Genomic DNA, 16,615 nt, shown 5'->3' with positions numbered 1-16,615 from the left:
CGAAGCGGCTGCGCATCGATCCCGCGCCGCCCGGCACACCCTCTGCTCCGTTGCAACCCCGTCGTCCGCCGCGCATTCGCGCGGCGTCGGCGCTTTCTTGACGCGTCGGCGCGCACGCACCTGCAACCGCAAACGTTTGCACACCCTCGTTTCCTTGCCGCAACGGGCCAAAACAGGGGGTCTACCGACATCTGCGTCAACTATTGAAACAATCGCAGCGCAGCAATTGTCAACTATTTCGCAAACAGGAACAGTTGCTGATGTGCTTGATATATATGGACTTTTTCCCGCTGTTACCTTTTCGAGACACTTTATTTTTTAAGCTTTCTTGCGTGTATGGCACTGAGCTATTCTCCAATCCGCAACAAATAACGATGAATCACTTGCGTGGAGAAACTCAACGATGAAGAAACTTGCTCTCTCGACCCTGTCGCTCGCCCTGCTGGGTGCCGCTGGCGCCGCTCAGGCTCAGTCGAGCGTGACGCTCTACGGCGTGATCGACACGTCGATCACGTACGTTCACGGTAACGCCGGTCAAGGTAACAATTCGTGGTCGATGGGTAGCGGCAACCTGCAAGGCAGCCGCTTCGGCCTGAAGGGTTCGGAAGACCTCGGTGGCGGCCTGAAGGCGATCTTCCAGTTGGAAAACGGCTTCAACTCGGCATCGGGCGCACTGGGCCAAGGCCAGCGCATGTTCGGCCGCCAGGCGTTCGTCGGCCTGCAGAGCGACCAGTACGGTACGCTGACGCTGGGTCGCCAGTACGACCCGCTGGTCGACCTGGTTCAGGCAGTCACGGCTGACAACTACTTCGGCAGCGTGTTCGCCACGCCGGGCGACGTCGACAACAACGACAACAGCCTGCGCGTCAGCAACGCGATCAAGTACACGTCGCCGGTGTTCGCCGGCCTCCAGTTCGAAGGCATGTACGCACTCGGCGGCGTCGCCGGCTCGACCGGCAAGGGTCAGACGTGGGCCGCAGCCGCAGCCTACAACAACGGCCCGCTCGGCGTGGCTGCCGGCTACTTCCACGCGAACAACGCATCGGCGCTCACGGCCGGCAAGCGTAGCGGCTGGACCGGTACGTCGGACGCAATCTTCGACGGAGACTCGGGCACGACCTTCATCAACAACGCGTTCACGTCGTCGACGTCGATCGGCATCGCGCAAGTGGCAGCCCAGTACGCATTCGGCCCGGTGACGGTCGGTGCAGGCTACAGCAACGCCCAGTACAAGGCTGACGGCGCGTCGACGTTCGGCACGAACCAGAAGTACAACACGGGTCGCGGCTTCGTCACGTACCAGGCATCGGCACCGCTGCTGCTCGGCCTCGGCTACATCTACACGAAGGGTAGCGGCGACAACAACGCCAAGTACCACCAGGTTTCGCTCGGCGCGGACTACTCGCTGTCGAAGCGCACCGACGTGTACCTGGTCGGCGCATACCAGCACGCAAGCGGCCACAACGCGGACGGCAGCGATGCGCAAGCGTCGATCGGCTCGTACGGCATCGCCGGCAAGAGCTCGCAGGAAATCGTCGCACTCGGCCTGCGTCACAAGTTCTAAAAACGAAGTATCCGGTGTGCATGGCGTCTCCGACGCCTTGCGCGCCGACCTGGAAAGCCAGCCCCGGTTTCGGCCGCGGCTGGCTTTTTTTCGTCCTGCGGCCGGCAGACGGAACCGACATCGCCCGCACGGCCTCCGCGCCCAAGCCGGGCCCCGACATAGGGCGGCGGGCCAGCAGCGGCACCTGGCGGCTGCGATGCGCCCGCAACACCGTTTCCGATATCCGGGAGGCTCGCCGTTTCACGCCAGGGCGACTACCATCCGCACAGCCGGCGGCGCCGGCTCGACCGGAGCAGGATGTGCTTGCACTGCGTGTCGATTTCGGCAGGCGTCGTCCGTCGTATCGATGGCGGCACATGGTTTTTGCCCCGGACCCATACAGACAGGAGACTCGCCATGACGATTCAGAAAATCACGCCTTTTCTGTGGTATTCGACCGAAGCCGAAGAAGCAGCGGCCTTCTATGCCGGCATCTTTCCGGATTCGCGCATCGTGCGCGTCACGGCGGTGCCCGGCACCGACGGCACGCGAATGGTCGAATTCGAGCTGTTCGGGCAGCCGTTCTTCGCGATGAGCCACCCGCGCACGGAGACGTTCAATCACGCGATCTCGCTGCTCGTCAGCTGCGCGGACCAGGCGGAACTCGACCGCTACTGGAGCGCCCTGCTCGACAACGGCGGCACGGCCGACGGCTGCGGCTGGCTGAGGGATCGTTATGGCGTGTCATGGCAGATCGTTCCGGAAGCGCTCATCCCGATGATGGCCGACCGCGATACGGTCAAGGCGGCGCGCGTGGCCGCGGCGATGATGCAGATGACCAAGTTCGACGATGCCGCGTTGAAAGCCGCGTTTGCGGGCACGGCGGGCTGACGATCGGCGTCGGGCTGTGCTTGCGCGATGCCGCGTCGCGAGCCGACACGCGTTCGGCTCGACGGTTTGCGCATTCGCGCCGACTCAAAGCGCTCGTTATCCGCGGCACGCCGGCCGTGAGCCCGTAACGTGCCTCGTCGTCACCTGCTGCTACGCCGACAGCATCGATTCGATCGTGCGCCGCGCGTAGCCGATGAATGCGGCCAGTGGTTCGCCCGACAGGATTGCCGCGCGCGCGTCGCCATCGAGATAGGCGGCACGCGCAGCCTCCACAACGGGCCGATGCGCGTCCGGCACGCGCTCCAGCATCCACGCCGCGGCGACGTCCTTCGGCGCGATCCTGCCGGTCGCAGCGCTGTACCCGATACGTGCGAGCGCGAGCACCACGTTGCATTCGTCGCCACGCCAGTCGGGTTCGCTCTGCCACTGCGCGACGGTGGCAAGCAGCGCGGCGACGAAGTCGCACGCCGGCACCGGCTCGAACAGCACGTCCGCGGGCGGGCCGACCAGCGCGGCACTGTGCTGTCGCACCTTCGTCAGCAGGATGGCCAGATCGTGATCGACGAGCGCCGGCTCGACGATGCCGGCTTCGAGGTCGCCGCGCAGCCATTCGCCGAACTGCAGCTCGCGGCGCGCCGGATGACGCCACGGCACCACGTCGCCGTGCGCGACGACGGTGACCTCCAGCGCACGCATGCCGCCGTCGCAACCGGGCGGCGCCGACGCGCCGAGCAGGTCCGACATCAGCGCGCGTCGCACCGCCTCGTCCGGGCGCACCGTTACCGTCACCAGCAAATCGATGTCGCTGCGCGGTTTCAGGCCGCCGTCGAGCGCCGATCCGAACAGGTGAATCGCTTGCAGCGTCGTGCCGACATGCCGTTCGATCACGGCGCGTGCGGCGGCGACCTGTGCGGCGATGTCGTGGGGGATGCAGTCAACCATGGTGGCAAACCCGTCGACGCGCTCGCAGCGGAACGCGACGAAACAACGCCTCGCGCGCATGAAGCGCGCCGTTCGGCGATGCGGATACCGATACGGATGCAGATCGGCGGCAGGCGATTCGCCGCGCGGCGTGCGCCGGGCAATCCGTCATCGCCGCGCCGCCCGTTCGCTGCCGCGCCCTTTGCGCGGCGCAATAAAAATCCCCGCACGCTTTCGCGTACGGGGATCTCGGGACATCGCAACGGCTGCCGACATGCATTCGGCAGTCGTTGCGCGGCATTATGCTGCCGCGTCCTTCAGCTTCTTCAGCGCACGTGCCTTCACGCGCACGCTGGCCGGCTTCGCCGGGAACCAGCGCTCTTCGCCCGTGAACGGATCCTTGCCGAAGCGCTTCTTCTTCGCCGGCACGACTTGTGCCGTGATCTTCAGCAGACCCGGCAGCGTGAACTCGCCTGCGCCCTTCTTGTGAACCGAGCCCAGCACGACGTTCTCGAGTGCGGCGAGCACTGCCTTGACCGCCTTCACTTCGACAGCCGCGCGCTCAGCGATGTGCGTTGCGAGCGATGCCTTCGTGAACTTGTCCTTCAGCGGCGTCGGAGCAGCCGGTGCCGCCTTCGCGACAGCCTTCTTGGCCACTACTTTCTTCGCGGGCGCAGCCTTTTTGGCAGCCACTTTCTTGGTCGCCGGTGCGGCAGCCTTCTTGGCCACCTTTTTTGCGGAAGTCGCCATGTTTCTCCTACCAGGTGTGGTCGTTGGATACACGAAGCGTGCAACGCGCGCGCTTCAACGCCGGATTCTACAAGCGCCTTGACGCTTCGTGCAGTACTTTTATGCGTTTTCGCGGGGTTTCCCGCAGGTTTTGTTGCGCGCGACCGACTTCATCGACGCTCGAACGTCAAAAAACGCCTTCACGTATACGTCCGACCGCGAATTACGTTCGATATTTGCGCACCTATACTGGGCACGCTCAATGCCCGGATGCCTCCATGCGCGAAGTCAGACACGTCAAAGGACTGGACGGCCTGCGAGCCCTCGCCGTCATCCTCGTTTTCCTGTCCCACAAAGGTCACGTCCTTGCCATCGACGTCGGCAAGCTCGGCGTGTGGACGTTTTTCCTCATCAGCGGATTCCTGATCGTCGGCGAATTGCATCGCAACCGTCAGGCGCTCGAATGCGGCGCCATGACGCGCCGCCACGCGCTCGCACTGTTCCTCGCGAAGCGCGCGCTGCGGATCTTTCCCGTGTACTACCTGCTGCTCGCCGCGCTCGCGATCGCGCACGCGCTGTTCTACCAGCGCGGCGTCAATCTCGGGCTCGCATGGCATGCGGTGTTCCTGTCGAATTACTGGATCGGCGTCGTCAAGGACGGGTGGCCGGGCTCCACGTCGCATTTCTGGAGCCTCGCCGTTGAACAGCAGTTCTATCTGATCGCACCGCTCGCGCTGCTCGCGGTGCCCGCCGCGCGACACGTCGCGCTCGGCGTCTCGGCCGTCACGCTGTGCGCGCTCGCGCATCTCGCGCTCTACGTGGCGGATGCGTCGCCGGTGCTGATCTACGCGTTTTCCCCGTGGAATTTCGCGTTGATCGCGCTCGGCGGCGTCGGCGCGATGGCGCTCGCCGATCGCGGCCACGCCGCCGCGCGCCGCATACCGCCCGGCTGGCTCGGCGCGGCCGGCGTCGCGTTCTTCCTCGTGCTGCCCGCCTGCACCGCGTTGCCCGATGCGCTCGCGGGGCTCGCCGATCTCGGCCTGTCCGCGTCGCTCGGCGCGCTGATGCTATGGATCGTCAGCAAGCCGGAGCATCCCGTCGTCGCGCTGCTCGACTGGGCGCCGCTCGTCTATCTCGGTACGATCAGCTACGGCTTCTACCTGTTCCACAACCTGATTCCGGCGCGCTTCGGCGTGCTGCCCGCGTCCTTCGCGCACGTGCCGATACCCGACATCGTCCGCGACGCGCTGCCGGAAATGCTGCAATTCGCGCTCGCCGTGCTGCTCGCGCACCTGTCCTGGCGATATCTCGAAAAGCGGCTGCTCGATTTCAAGAAGCCGATCGCCGCGCGGCTGGCCCGGCACTTCGCCGCGCAAGCGAGCGCATCGCCGCGCTGAGCGGCACGCGCACGCGGCGCGCGGCGGGCCCGGAAGGGAAACGCGTCGATACCGGTAGCGCCCGGCGGTGGCCGCTGCATGGCGGCCGCTGTCATGTCATCGCGCGCCACCCGCGCGAGCGTCGTGCACGGCGTGCAACCCATCCGCCGATCCGGTCACGCGGCGCATGCTTCGGCACCGGTTTCACGCGCGACATCCCCCCTCATCCGCACATTTCGCGCGTCGCGGGGCACCGCCCTTCTCACCTTCCCGGCCCGGCAGGCAAGCGCTGCGCACCCCGCGCTCGCGCTCGCCAAAAACAAAAAAGCCCCGGCGCGCAAGCGGCCGGGGCCAACGGAACAACCACCACCTGAAACGACGGAGCGCGCGGCCGCTTAAGCGACGGCAGCCAGCGCGGGCAAGCAGGTACGCAGATAGGCCTCGAATTCGCGGCTCACTTCGGGATGCTGGAGCGCGAGCTCGACGGTGGCCTTCAGATAGCCGATCTTGCTGCCGCAGTCGAAACGCGTGCCGTAGTAGCGATACGCGAGCACCTGCTCGTTCGCGAGCAGCGACTGGATCGCGTCGGTGAGCTGCAGTTCGCCGCCCGCGCCCGGCTTGAGCTTGCGCAGGTGATCGAAGATCGTCGGCATGAACACGTAACGGCCGACCACGCCGAGGTTCGACGGCGCATCCTCGGGCGCGGGCTTCTCGATGATGCCCGACAGCTTGATGATGTCCTCTTCCCACTCCCGGCCTTCGACGACGCCGTACGAGCGGCTGTCCTCGCGGGCGATCGTCTCGACCCCGATCACCGAGCTGTGATAGTGGTCGAACACGTCGACGAGCTGCTTGAGCACCGGCTGTTCGCCGTGCAGCAGGTCGTCGGCGAGGATCACCGCGAACGGCTCGCCGTGCACGAGCTTTTCCGCGCACAGCACCGCGTGGCCGAGGCCCAGCGCTTCCGGCTGGCGCACGTAGAAGCAGTTCACGTGGCTCGGCTTGATGCCGCGCACGAGCTCGAGCAGCTTTTCCTTGCCGCGCGCCTCGAGTTCGGCCTCGATCTCGTACGACTTGTCGAAGTGATCCTCGATCGCGCGCTTGCTGCGCCCGGTGACGAAGATCATCTCGGTGATACCGGCGTTGATCGCTTCCTCGACCGCGTACTGGATCAGCGGCTTGTCGACGACGGGCAACATTTCCTTCGGGCTCGCCTTCGTTGCCGGGAGGAACCGCGTGCCGAGACCGGCAACGGGGAACACGGCCTTGGTGACTTTCAACATGTTCGCATCCTGATAGCGTTGACTGCGCCGCGTCGACCCGCGACCCGGCGCGATTGTATTCCGAACGGCATATCGAGAATCGACGGTACTGCCAATTCCGCTCCGCTCGTTTTCGATATGAACTGATTGCCCAATTATTCCGGAAAAAATATAATCGCTTCAATCCGGTCGATATTGCCGAACCGATTGCCGGAGCAGAAACAAATTACCGATTTTCCGGATACAAATGCTTACGATTCGAATTCCTCGATATAGGGCACGCCGCCCCGCTCGAGGCCCGGGCGGATCGGTTCGTTCTTCAGCGCCTCTCGGTACGCCGACAGAACGGCCATGACCAGCAGTACTGCAGCGCTCGCGATCCAATGCATGTCCATCTTGCCGCTCCTTGCATCAATCAACTGGAGCTTCAAACTATCAGAAAAAAATCGGCAAATAATTCAAGCCCGGCGACGAGCCGCTATCAGGCCGCGATAAACCCATGGTGCGGAATTCCGATATTTCCGGGCGAGATTTTTTTATTCATTGACGGAATTCTTGCGCATTACGATTGGATGAAACTTCCCGTCCATCCGTCGCAAGGAATCGAATCGCATGCAAGCTTTCAGCGGATCGTCTCTGGCCGCGCCGCCCGTCGCCGACCACAAGGAACACGTGATCGACGCGATGCGCGGCTTCGCGGCGCTGCTCGTCGCCTATTTCCACTGCCGCCAGGTCGTCTGGGTCGGCATGCAAAGCTTCCATCATGCTTACGGTCATGCACTGAGCCCGGGCGTGATTGCCGGCTACCTGACCTTCCCGTTCGCATGGGGCTCCGCCGGCGTGCCGATCTTCTTCGTGATCAGCGGCTACTGCATCCACCGCAACGCGGCGCTCAAGCTCGCGGCCAATCCCGCGTACCGGCTCGACGCGCCGAACTTCTGGGTGCGCCGCTTCGCGCGCATCTATCCGGTGCTGCTCGCCGCGCTGCTGTTCACGCTCGCGCTCGATTCGGTCAGCCTGCAGATCGAGCCCGTCAGCCACAAGATCCGCGACGTCGGGCTCGTCGCGTTCCTCGTGAACCTGTTCTCGCTGCAGGGCGTCGCCGGCTATACGTACGGGTCGAACGGCGCGTTGTGGACGCTGTCGCTCGAAGTGCAGTTCTACGCGGTCTACCCGCTGCTGTTCGCGCTGCGCCGGCGCATCGGCATGCCGGCCGTCGTGGCCGCGGTCGCGCTCGTCAACGTCGGGTCGGCGTGGCTGCTCGAACGGCACGACCTGCAGTTCTTCACGTCGTACTGGCTGTCGTGGACGATCGGCGCATGGATCGCCGACGTGCGCGCGCAGCAGTCGCGCGGCACGGCCGTCGTGCCGTCGCGCGCATGGTACGTCGCGGCCGCCGTGCTGCTGGCTGCCGGCTGCGGCGCATTCCATGTCGGCCAGTACGGCGCGTTCCAGCTGTGGTCGGCCGGCTTCGCGTGCTTCCTGTACCGCGCGCTCGCCCGCCCGCCGCGCCCGACGCCGCCGCTGCGCGTGCTGGGCTGGTTCGGCGACTTCAGCTACTCGCTGTACCTGGTCCACCTGCCGCTGTTCGTCTGCCTCGGCTCGGTGCTGTTCCACTCCGAACTGCAACTGTCGATCTGGCCGTCGTTCGCGTTCATGGCCGTCGCGATTCCGGTCGCGTACCTGTTCTACCGGATGTTCGAACGGCCGGCGATGATGTGGTCGGCCAGCTTCAAGCCGGCCCGCGCCGCGCGCGTCGTCGCGCCGGCGCCCGAACAGACCGTCTGACGCGGGCCGGCCCGGTCGGCTCAAGTGCCCCCGCGCGGCGTCTCGCTGCGCGGGGGCTTTTCATGGGCGGCACACGGTTGCGGGCCGGTTCGCAAGCGGCGGGCAGCCTGCCGCTCTCCGACGGCGCTACGGCCCGCGTAAGCCGCCTCCACGCGGTTTCCGCGGCACGACTGCGGCGGCATCACCCGCTCGCTTCACGTTGCCGACGGCCCGGTCCCGTTCCCGATGACGATCCTGGCCACGCGCGCGCCCGACGCGGACGTGGGCGGCAAACCAGCCGCCCGCCGCCCCAAAACAGACATCTCGCCCGCCGAAAAGCAACGCCCCCGCGCAGCGCAACGCCGCATGGGAGCTCGTTCCCGCCGGCTCGCGCCGACTGTTACTTCTTCGCGTGCGCGGCCCTGGCGGCCTTCGCCGTATCCGCGAGGATCTTCTCGACCCGCTCCACGTAGGTTTCGGTGCCGAACCGGCGCACCGCGGTCGCGCGCCCGCTCGCGACGAGCCGCTCGCGCAGCGCGCCGTCGCGCTTGAGCGTCGCCAGCGCATCGGCCAGCGCGGCCGCGTTGCCCGGCTCGCAGAGCAGCCCGTTGTCGCCGTCCTCGATGATCTCGACGACGCCGCCCGCCCGCGCCGCGACGACCGGCCGGCGGGCGAGCATCCCCTCGACGATCACGCGCCCGAACGGCTCCGGCGTGATCGACGTGTGCGCGACGACGTCGACCGCCGTCATGCACGCGGCCACGTCGCGCTGGAACCCGAGGAAATGCACGCGCGCGTCCATCCCGTGCTGCGCGACGTATTCGTGCAGCTGCGCCGCATAGTCGTCCTCGCCGAACAGCGGCGCGCCGACCAGCACCACATGCATGTCCGGATGCCGCGCGGCGGCCTCCAGCAGCACGTGCTGCCCCTTCCAGCGCGCGAGACGGCTGAACGAGCCGACCAGCCATGCGTCTACGGGCAACCCGAGGCGCGCGCGCAGCGCGGCCTGGCTCACGCCTTCCAGCGCATCGAACGGTTCGGCCGAAATGCCGTTGAATACGACGTCGACGTGCTGCGGCGTGAAGCCCGTCAGCGCACGAAACGCCTGCGCGGACGCGTCGGAGTTCGCGATCACGCGCGTGACGCCGAGCCGCGCGCAGTACTTGATCGCCTGCAACTGCTTGCCGCCGAAATGATCGGTGCTGACGATGTCGCGCAGATGCCAGACCACCGGCTTGCGTGCGAGCCGCCCGGCGAGCGCGGCGACCACCATCGCGCGTTGCGTGTTCGCATAGATCACCTCGGCGCGGCGCGCGCGCCGGGCGACGTCGCGCACCAGCCGCACGAGCTGCATCACCGCGCCGAACGACACGCCGCCCTGCTTGCGCACGCCCGCGAGCGCGCCCTGGTCGACCACGTCGACGCGCGCGCCGATCTCGTCGAGCGCCGCGCGGAACGGGCCGTCGTCGAACAGCAGCACGTCGGCGTTCGCGCGCATGTGCTTCATGATCTCGAGCAGCGACAGCTCGGCGCCGCCGAGCACGCCGCTCTGGTCGAGCACGAGCGTCGCCGGGCCGCGCACGACCGGCAGAGGCGCGGCCGTGCCGCGCTGCGCGGTCGAGCCGGGCAGCGCGTGCTCCACGTAGTCGAGGAAGCGCCGCCGGAACGTATCGGCGGAAAACCGCTCCGCGTTCGCGCGGCAGGCATCGGGCGTGAAGCGCTGCGGCGCGCGCTCGAAATCGTCGACGGCCGCGACGATCGCCTGCGGCGTCTGCTCGTCGAAGAAGAGGCCGGTCGGGTTCAGGTTCGATTGCGGGTCGAGCACGGTTTCGAGCGCGCCGCCCTTGCCGTACGCGATGACCGGCGTGCCGCATGCCTGCGCCTCGACGACCGAGATCCCGAAATCCTCCTCGGCCGCGAACACGAACGCCTTCGCGCGCCGCATCCGGTCGTGCAGCACCGCGAACGGCTGGTAGCCCATGATCTCGACGTTCGGGCCGGCCTTCGCGCGAATCTTCTGCATCTCGGGGCCGTCGCCGATCACGACGAGCTTGCGCTCGGGCGTGCGCGAAAACGCTTCGACGATCAGGTCGATCTTCTTGTACGGCACCATCCGCGACGCGGTCAGGTAGAAATCCTCCTTCACCGCGTTCAGCGAGAACGCGTCGACGTCGACCGGCGGAAAGATCACCGCCGCGTCGCGGTGGTAGACCTTCTTGATGCGCCGCGCGATGAACGCCGAATTCGCGACGAAGCCGTCCACCGCGTTCGCGGTGCGCGTATCCCAGTTGCGGATGTAATGCAGGATCATCCGCGCGAGCAGCGATTTGGGCCCGTGCGTGAGGTTCGACTGCTCCAGATACTGGTGCTGCAGGTCCCACGCATAGCGGATCGGCGAATGCACGTAGCTGATGTGCACCTGGTCCGGGCCGGTCAGCACGCCCTTCGCGACCGCGTGGCTGCTCGAGATCACGAGGTCGTACTCGGACACGTCGAGCTGCTCGATCGCGAGCGGCATCAGCGGCAGGTAGCTGCGGTACTTGGTGCGTGCGAACGGCAGCTTCTGGATGAACGACGTCGTCACCGGCTTGCCGCGCACGAACGCGCGATCGTCGAGGAAATCGACGAGGCTGAACAGGTCCGCGTCGGGAAAGCACGCGACGATCTGTTCGAGCACGCGCTCGGCGCCCGCATAGGTGACGAGCCAGTCGTGGACGATCGCCACGCGCAGCGCGCGCGCCGGGTGCCGCGCGCCGGCGCGCTCGGCCGGCACCGCGCGGTGCAGCGCGGCGGCGTCGCCGGCGTGGGCCACGGCGGCATCGGCCGTGGCGAGATTCAGGACGGCGTGTTCCGCCAGATCGCGATTCATGCTGTTCTCCTCGCATTGAGACGGACAAACAGGTCGCGCACGAGTGCGCGCAGCCCCGGCGTCATCGTGAGCGACCACGCGACGTTCAGCACCAGCACGACCGCGCACATGCCGATCGACTGGACCAGCCCCGGCCATGCCTGCGCCAGGAACAGGCTCGCCAGCAGGAACGCGAGATGCGCGAGCATGTCGAGCACGATCGCGCGCATCCGGATCGCCGACAGGTACAGCAGCACGCCGTAGTCGACCAGCGCACGCGCCGCGACGACCACCGCCGCGCCGATCAGCCCGAAGTGATGAATGCCGAGCCACAGGCCGCCGACGAAGAACGGCATCTCGACGAGCCCGGCGAATGCCGCGCGGGCCGGGTTGACCTGCGACTGGATCAGGATGCGCGTGACGCTCGCCTGGCCGACGAGCCACACGCTGATCACGAGCACGCGGCCAACAGGCGCCGAATGCGCGGCGAGATCGGCGCCGACCCACAGCGTGAGGAACGGCGCGAGCGCGAAGATCGCGATGATGCCGACCGGGGTGAACACGCCGTTCAGGAACTCGAGCGACTGGCGCGCGAGCGTATCCGCATGATCGCGGCCGACCGCCGACAGGCGCGGGAACAGCGTGCGCACGAGCGCGTTCGGCAGCATGTTCAGGCGCGTGACGAGGTTCTGCGGCACCGTGTAGTAGGTGACGAACTTCGCGCCCATGCCGGCGCCGAGCATCACGCGGTCGAGCGTGTCGGCGATCATGCTCGTCGTGCTCGCGATCAGCATCCAGCCGCCGAAGTTGAACAGCCCTTTCGCGGTGCCCCACTGCGGCGGATCGATGCGGCGAATCCCGAGCACCTTGATGCTGGCGTGGCCGAGCATCACCGCCGCGATCAGCCGCGCGACGACGGCCGCGGCGAGCACCGTCTGCAGGTTCGGCGCGATCCACCACGCGGCGCCGAGCGGCAGCAGCTGGAACAGGAACGTGCCGATCGTCTGGTTCGTGTTGAACACGCCGAACCGTTCGGCGCCGTTGATCGCACCGGCGAACACCCACGACACGTTCGCCAGCGGAATCGCGAGCGCGAGCCACGGCAGCGCCAGATACACCTCGTGCTGCATCGCGGCCGACACCTTCGTGAAATACGCGGTATAGACGAACGCGCCGAAATAGATCAGCAGCCCGCCCGCGACGCCGGTGCCCAGATTCAGCCAGAACGCGCTCCAGAACACGCGCGCGCTTTCGTCGGCGTTGCCGCTCGCGAGCGCCTTCGAGATGTGGTTCTGCGCGGCCATGCTCATCCCGAGATCGAGGATCCCGAAATAGCCGATCAGCGTCCACACGAGGCTCACGACGCCGTAGCGTTCGACGCCGAGCGCGTGGATGTACGCGGGCACGGTCACCAGCGACACGAAGGTCGGCAGGATCAGCCCGATGAAGTTGATCGAAACGTTCTTGAGTATGCCTTTGTCCATGCTTCTGCCTTGTGTGACGACGACGGCGCGCCGCCCGTCACGGTTTCCAGCGGTACATGAGCACCTTGCCGCGCGCGTCTTCCTCGACGAACACGAGGTATTCGCCGTTCTCGCGCCGGAACGCGCTGATGCCGAACGGCACGTCGACCCAGCCCGACGCCTTGCCGACTTCCGCGCCCGGGCTCATCACGCCGACTTCCTTGCCGGTTTCCTTGTCGTACACGTGGATCTTGCCGACCGGCTCCACCGTGAAGATGTAGCGGCCCTCGACGGTGATCCCGATCAGGTCGAGGATCGGCTTCGCATCGAGCTGCCACGGCAGCGCGACCTGGTAGCGCAGCACCGGTGCGCCGCTCGACCACTTGTCGAAGCGCACCAGCACGCGGCCGACTTCCTTGTTGATCCCCGGCTGCGGCGGCGCGTCGGCCGTGTAGCCGGTCACGTACAGCGTGTCCGTCTGCGCGTCGTAGATCGACCGGCGCAGCTGCGTGAACGGCTGCGGCATCGGGTAGGTCGTGACCTTGTCGTACGAATAGATCGGGTTGCCGGCCTTGTCGAGCCCGCCGTAGCTGAAGCGGTGAATGCCGCGCACGTCGCTCGTGCGCCAGATGTCGCCCTTCGTGTCGACCCACCAGCCCCAGCCGCCCGCCTTTGCCTTGCCGGTCGTGTTGGTCTCGAACTCGTCGGCGTCGAGCCGGCCGTTGCCGTTCGCGTCGCGCCACAGCCAGTCGCCGCCCGGCGGCTTGTTCGGCACCTTGTCGACCGGACGCGCACGGCCCGCGATCAGGCCGGACGGAATCGCGACTTCGCCGTCGCGCTTCGCGTCGAAGCGGTAAATTTTCAGGTGATCGGCGTACATGTCGGTCAGGTACAGGAACGTGCGGCCGTCGACGCGCCGCGCGATCGGCATGCCGGGATACTGGTCCGTGTGGAACACGGGGTCGTCCGGATACTTGAAGCGGTTCGACAGGAAGCCGACATATTTCCAGTCCTGGCCCGGCGGCTTCGACAGGTCGAGCTCGAAGCGCTTGTTGCCCGTGTACACGCTGTTCGGCCGCGCGGGGTCGAGCCACGCGCCGTCGACGAACAGCAGCCCCTGCACCTGCCAGCGCAGCTTGCCGTCCGGCGTGTAGCTTTCCAGCACCGCGCCGAGCCCGGCGCCGATCGTGTCGTGGCGCGGCCCGATCCCGTTCATCGCCACATAGATGTTGCCGGCGCGGTCGACGCCGACGCCCGTCAGCCCGTTGAAGCGCTGCGGCCCAGGCCGCCCCGGCACCGGGCCCGCGAAGATGCCGCCGCGCTCGCCGAGCGTGCCCGTCTGCGCATAACCCTTACCGCCCTTCGAGAAGATCAGGATCTGCTGGCGCGGCCCGTTGTCCGCGACGAGCACGCGCCCTTTCGCATCGACCGCCACGTCCACCGCGTCGGTGCCTTCCGGCAGCGCCGGCGCGTCGTCGAGCTTGCGGCCGTCGGCCCGCACGTGCGCGAGATGCGCGGGGCCGCCCAGCGTATCGGTCAAGAGCCACAGCGTGCCGTCGCCCGCCAGCGCGATGCGGCCCGGCTCGTGCGCGCTCCACGTGCCCTTCTGCTGCATCGTCTCCGCGTCGTACACCACCACCGCGTCGTGCGACGGATTGGTCGCGAACAGCGTCTTGTCGTCGGCCGCGAGGCCGCCCACTTCCGCCTTCGCCTCGCCCACTTCCGAGCGCGCGGGCGCCGGCACCTCGTTCATCATCATGAAGCTGGCGGCCATCCGTGCGCGGCCGGCATCGGCCCGCCCGCCCGGTGCGACCTGCGGCGACGCACGAAACGGCGCGGGCTGCTTCATGTCGCCGATCGTGCGGCGGGAGATGCCGAACCACTGCTTGCCCTTGTCCGGCCAGATGCCGGGCGACTGCAGGTGGCCGCGCTCGTTGCCGACGCCGATCGCGACATACGCGTACTTGCCGTTCACCGCGATCGCGCTGCCGCCGAGGTTGCCCCAGCCATGCGTGCCGCCGGCGAAGCCGAGCATCTTGCCGTCCTGGTAGACGCTCGCCTCCGCGCCGCTCTCGTCCCACGGCGCATTCGTATACACCTTGCCCTCGGGTGTCACCGCGATCGCGCGGATGTCGATCTGCGTCCAGGTGCCGTCGCCATAGCCGAACGTGTTGCCGATCCACGACGTCGTCGCGGGCAACACCGTCTCGGCCGCCACGGCGCTCGTCAGCAGCGCCGCGCATGCCGTCACGCCAACCAGAATCAGACGTCGCAATGCGCTTCTCCAGACTCGATGCAACAGCGACCGGCGCCGCCGCGGCGTGCCGCCAGTGCGCCCTGTCGCTAAATGGGTTTCAAACGTCGCGATGCAGGTTACAAGCAAAAATAATCACAAGAAATTTGGAAATATTTGGGGATGTTTCCGCCTGAAATATCGCGCCGGAACAGCAAGCCAATGACGGCCGAAAACGGCAATAACGACCGCCCTCCGCGCCCCGTCGCGTAGAAAATTCCGCTCCACGCAGCCCTGTCGCGCCTGCCAGAGCGTCAACCTTTCATTCCGCGATCGTAATAACCGGCATTTGCTTATTCGCCGTCAGATAAATGACACGCGTTTTTTTGCCGATTTCTTTTCCCTAGAATCGTTTCCGATTTCTTAATCCATTTAAACGCATGCGATACGTACACGCACCGGACGCAGGTCGTGAAGGAGCCGCACGATGACGGCCCTTTCGCGCCCCGTCGACCTCGCCCCGCCGCAACACGGCCGCATCGTGCAGCTCGACGGGCTGCGCGCGATCGCGGTGGGCGCCGTATTCCTGCAGCACGCGCTGAAGGCGCCGCTATGGATGGGTGTCGATCTGTTCTTCGTGCTGAGCGGGCTGCTGATCACCGGCATCCTGCTCGATCGCAAGGCGCGCGGGCAGTCGTACTTCAGCCACTTCTATGCGCGCCGCGTGCGCCGCATCCTGCCGCCGTACGTGCTGCTGCTGGCGGTATCGACGCTCCTGTTCGGCGCGAGCTGGCTGCCGCACTGGCCGTGGTTCGCGTTCTTCTCGACCAATATCGGGCTGTCGCTCGGCAGCATCGGCCATGACAGCCTGAACGTACTGTGGTCGCTCGCGGTCGAGGAGCAGTTCTACATCTTCTGGCCGTTCGTCGTGCTGTGGTGCTCGGAGCGCGCGCTGCTGTGGGTCGCCGCCGCGCTGATCGTCGCGGCGCCGGTGCTGCGCGCGATCGCGACGCCGTGGTTCGATTCGTTCTGGCCGATCTACTACCTGACGCCGTTCCGGATGGACCTGCTCGCGGCAGGCGCCCTGCTCGCGATCGTGCTGCGCCGCGACCGGCGCGCGCTGGAGCCGTTCTACCCGCTCGCGATCGTCGGCGCGCTCGTGTCGCTTGCGATCCTCGGCTGGCTGCACCTGTCGTTCCCGCGCTTTCGCGCCGCCAACACGCCGCTGTCGAACGCGGCGCTCTACAGCATCTCGCTGCTGCTGTGCACGTCGATCGTCGTGATCGCGCTGCGCGGCCGCGGCCTCGTGCAGCGCGTGTTGACGAACCCGATGCTCGTCTACGTCGGCACCGTCAGCTACACCGTCTACCTGATCCACCTGAGCGTGCTGTACGCGCTGTGGCCGCTGCACCTGAACCGCTTCGTCACGGCCGCGCTCGCGCTCGCGATCACGCTCGCGTACGCGACCCTGAGCTGGTACGGCTTCGAACGGCGCCTGACGCGCGGGCCGGTGCGCCGCGCGGTGCCGGCAGCCGCCGGCACGACCGCCTGAATTTCATCACCCATCGTTTCTACCAGGACA

The 16,615-nt window shown here is 66.8% G+C and carries 12 protein-coding genes; 5 read left to right on the top strand and 7 right to left on the bottom strand.

Features of this window, described 5'->3' with window-relative positions:
* Positions 1–403: 403 nt before the first annotated feature.
* Together HWX62_RS24300 and HWX62_RS24295 are read left to right on the top strand one after the other, a co-directional pair.
* A complete protein-coding gene (locus tag HWX62_RS24300) occupies positions 404–1,564 on the top strand; it encodes a porin (protein ID WP_175931674.1) in 1,161 nt (386 codons plus the stop codon).
* A 396-nt stretch (positions 1,565–1,960) separates the two neighbouring features.
* A complete protein-coding gene (locus HWX62_RS24295; protein WP_175931705.1) occupies positions 1,961–2,434 on the top strand; it encodes a VOC family protein in 474 nt (157 codons plus the stop codon).
* Between the two features lie 150 nt (positions 2,435–2,584).
* On the opposite strand, the gene HWX62_RS24290 is transcribed toward HWX62_RS24295, so the two are convergent.
* Positions 2,585–3,376 carry an AadA family aminoglycoside 3''-O-nucleotidyltransferase gene (locus HWX62_RS24290; RefSeq protein WP_175931673.1) on the bottom strand — a complete coding sequence of 264 codons (792 nt, stop codon included), beginning with the start codon at positions 3,374–3,376 and terminating at the stop codon, positions 2,585–2,587.
* 279 nt (positions 3,377–3,655) lie between these two features.
* Positions 3,656–4,105 (bottom strand): HU family DNA-binding protein, encoded by a 450-nt coding sequence (locus tag HWX62_RS24285; RefSeq protein WP_006492882.1) that lies wholly within the window; start codon positions 4,103–4,105, stop codon positions 3,656–3,658.
* Between the two features lie 257 nt (positions 4,106–4,362).
* Between HWX62_RS24285 and HWX62_RS24280 the strand changes: the two genes are divergently transcribed.
* On the top strand, positions 4,363–5,481 hold the full coding sequence (locus HWX62_RS24280; protein WP_175931672.1) for an acyltransferase: 1,119 nt from the start codon (positions 4,363–4,365) through the stop codon (positions 5,479–5,481).
* Between the two features lie 374 nt (positions 5,482–5,855).
* On the opposite strand, the gene galU is transcribed toward HWX62_RS24280, so the two are convergent.
* Both galU and HWX62_RS24270 read right to left on the bottom strand, forming a co-directional pair.
* A complete protein-coding gene (gene galU, locus HWX62_RS24275) occupies positions 5,856–6,743 on the bottom strand; it encodes a UTP--glucose-1-phosphate uridylyltransferase GalU (protein ID WP_175931671.1) in 888 nt (295 codons plus the stop codon).
* A gap of 230 nt (positions 6,744–6,973) precedes the next feature.
* Entirely contained in the window at positions 6,974–7,117 is a 144-nt protein-coding gene (locus HWX62_RS24270; RefSeq protein ID WP_006479318.1) for a hypothetical protein, read from the bottom strand.
* Between the two features lie 217 nt (positions 7,118–7,334).
* Between HWX62_RS24270 and HWX62_RS24265 the strand changes: the two genes are divergently transcribed.
* Positions 7,335–8,510, top strand: a complete 1,176-nt coding sequence (locus HWX62_RS24265) for an acyltransferase (protein WP_175931670.1) — start codon at positions 7,335–7,337, stop codon at positions 8,508–8,510.
* 379 nt (positions 8,511–8,889) lie between these two features.
* Here the strand turns inward: HWX62_RS24265 and HWX62_RS24260 are convergent, their stop codons facing one another.
* From HWX62_RS24260 to HWX62_RS24250, 3 genes are read right to left on the bottom strand one after another with little or no spacing between them, the layout of a single operon-like run.
* A complete protein-coding gene (locus HWX62_RS24260) occupies positions 8,890–11,358 on the bottom strand; it encodes a glycosyltransferase family 4 protein (protein ID WP_175931669.1) in 2,469 nt (822 codons plus the stop codon).
* On the bottom strand, positions 11,355–12,821 hold the full coding sequence (locus HWX62_RS24255; RefSeq protein WP_175931668.1) for a flippase: 1,467 nt from the start codon (positions 12,819–12,821) through the stop codon (positions 11,355–11,357). Before HWX62_RS24255 ends, HWX62_RS24260 begins: the two co-directional genes overlap by 4 nt.
* Positions 12,822–12,858: 37 nt before the next feature.
* Positions 12,859–15,075, bottom strand: a complete 2,217-nt coding sequence (locus HWX62_RS24250) for a hypothetical protein (RefSeq protein WP_175931667.1) — start codon at positions 15,073–15,075, stop codon at positions 12,859–12,861.
* Positions 15,076–15,520: 445 nt separating this feature from the next.
* Here HWX62_RS24250 and HWX62_RS24245 point away from each other — a divergent pair, with 445 nt between their 5' ends.
* Positions 15,521–16,585, top strand: a complete 1,065-nt coding sequence (locus HWX62_RS24245) for an acyltransferase (protein ID WP_175931666.1) — start codon at positions 15,521–15,523, stop codon at positions 16,583–16,585.
* Positions 16,586–16,615 lie beyond the last annotated feature (30 nt).

The organism is Burkholderia sp. BCC0506, from assembly GCF_902833145.1.
GTDB lineage: Bacteria > Pseudomonadota > Gammaproteobacteria > Burkholderiales > Burkholderiaceae > Burkholderia.
This window is presented reverse-complemented; position numbering and strand designations above follow the sequence as displayed.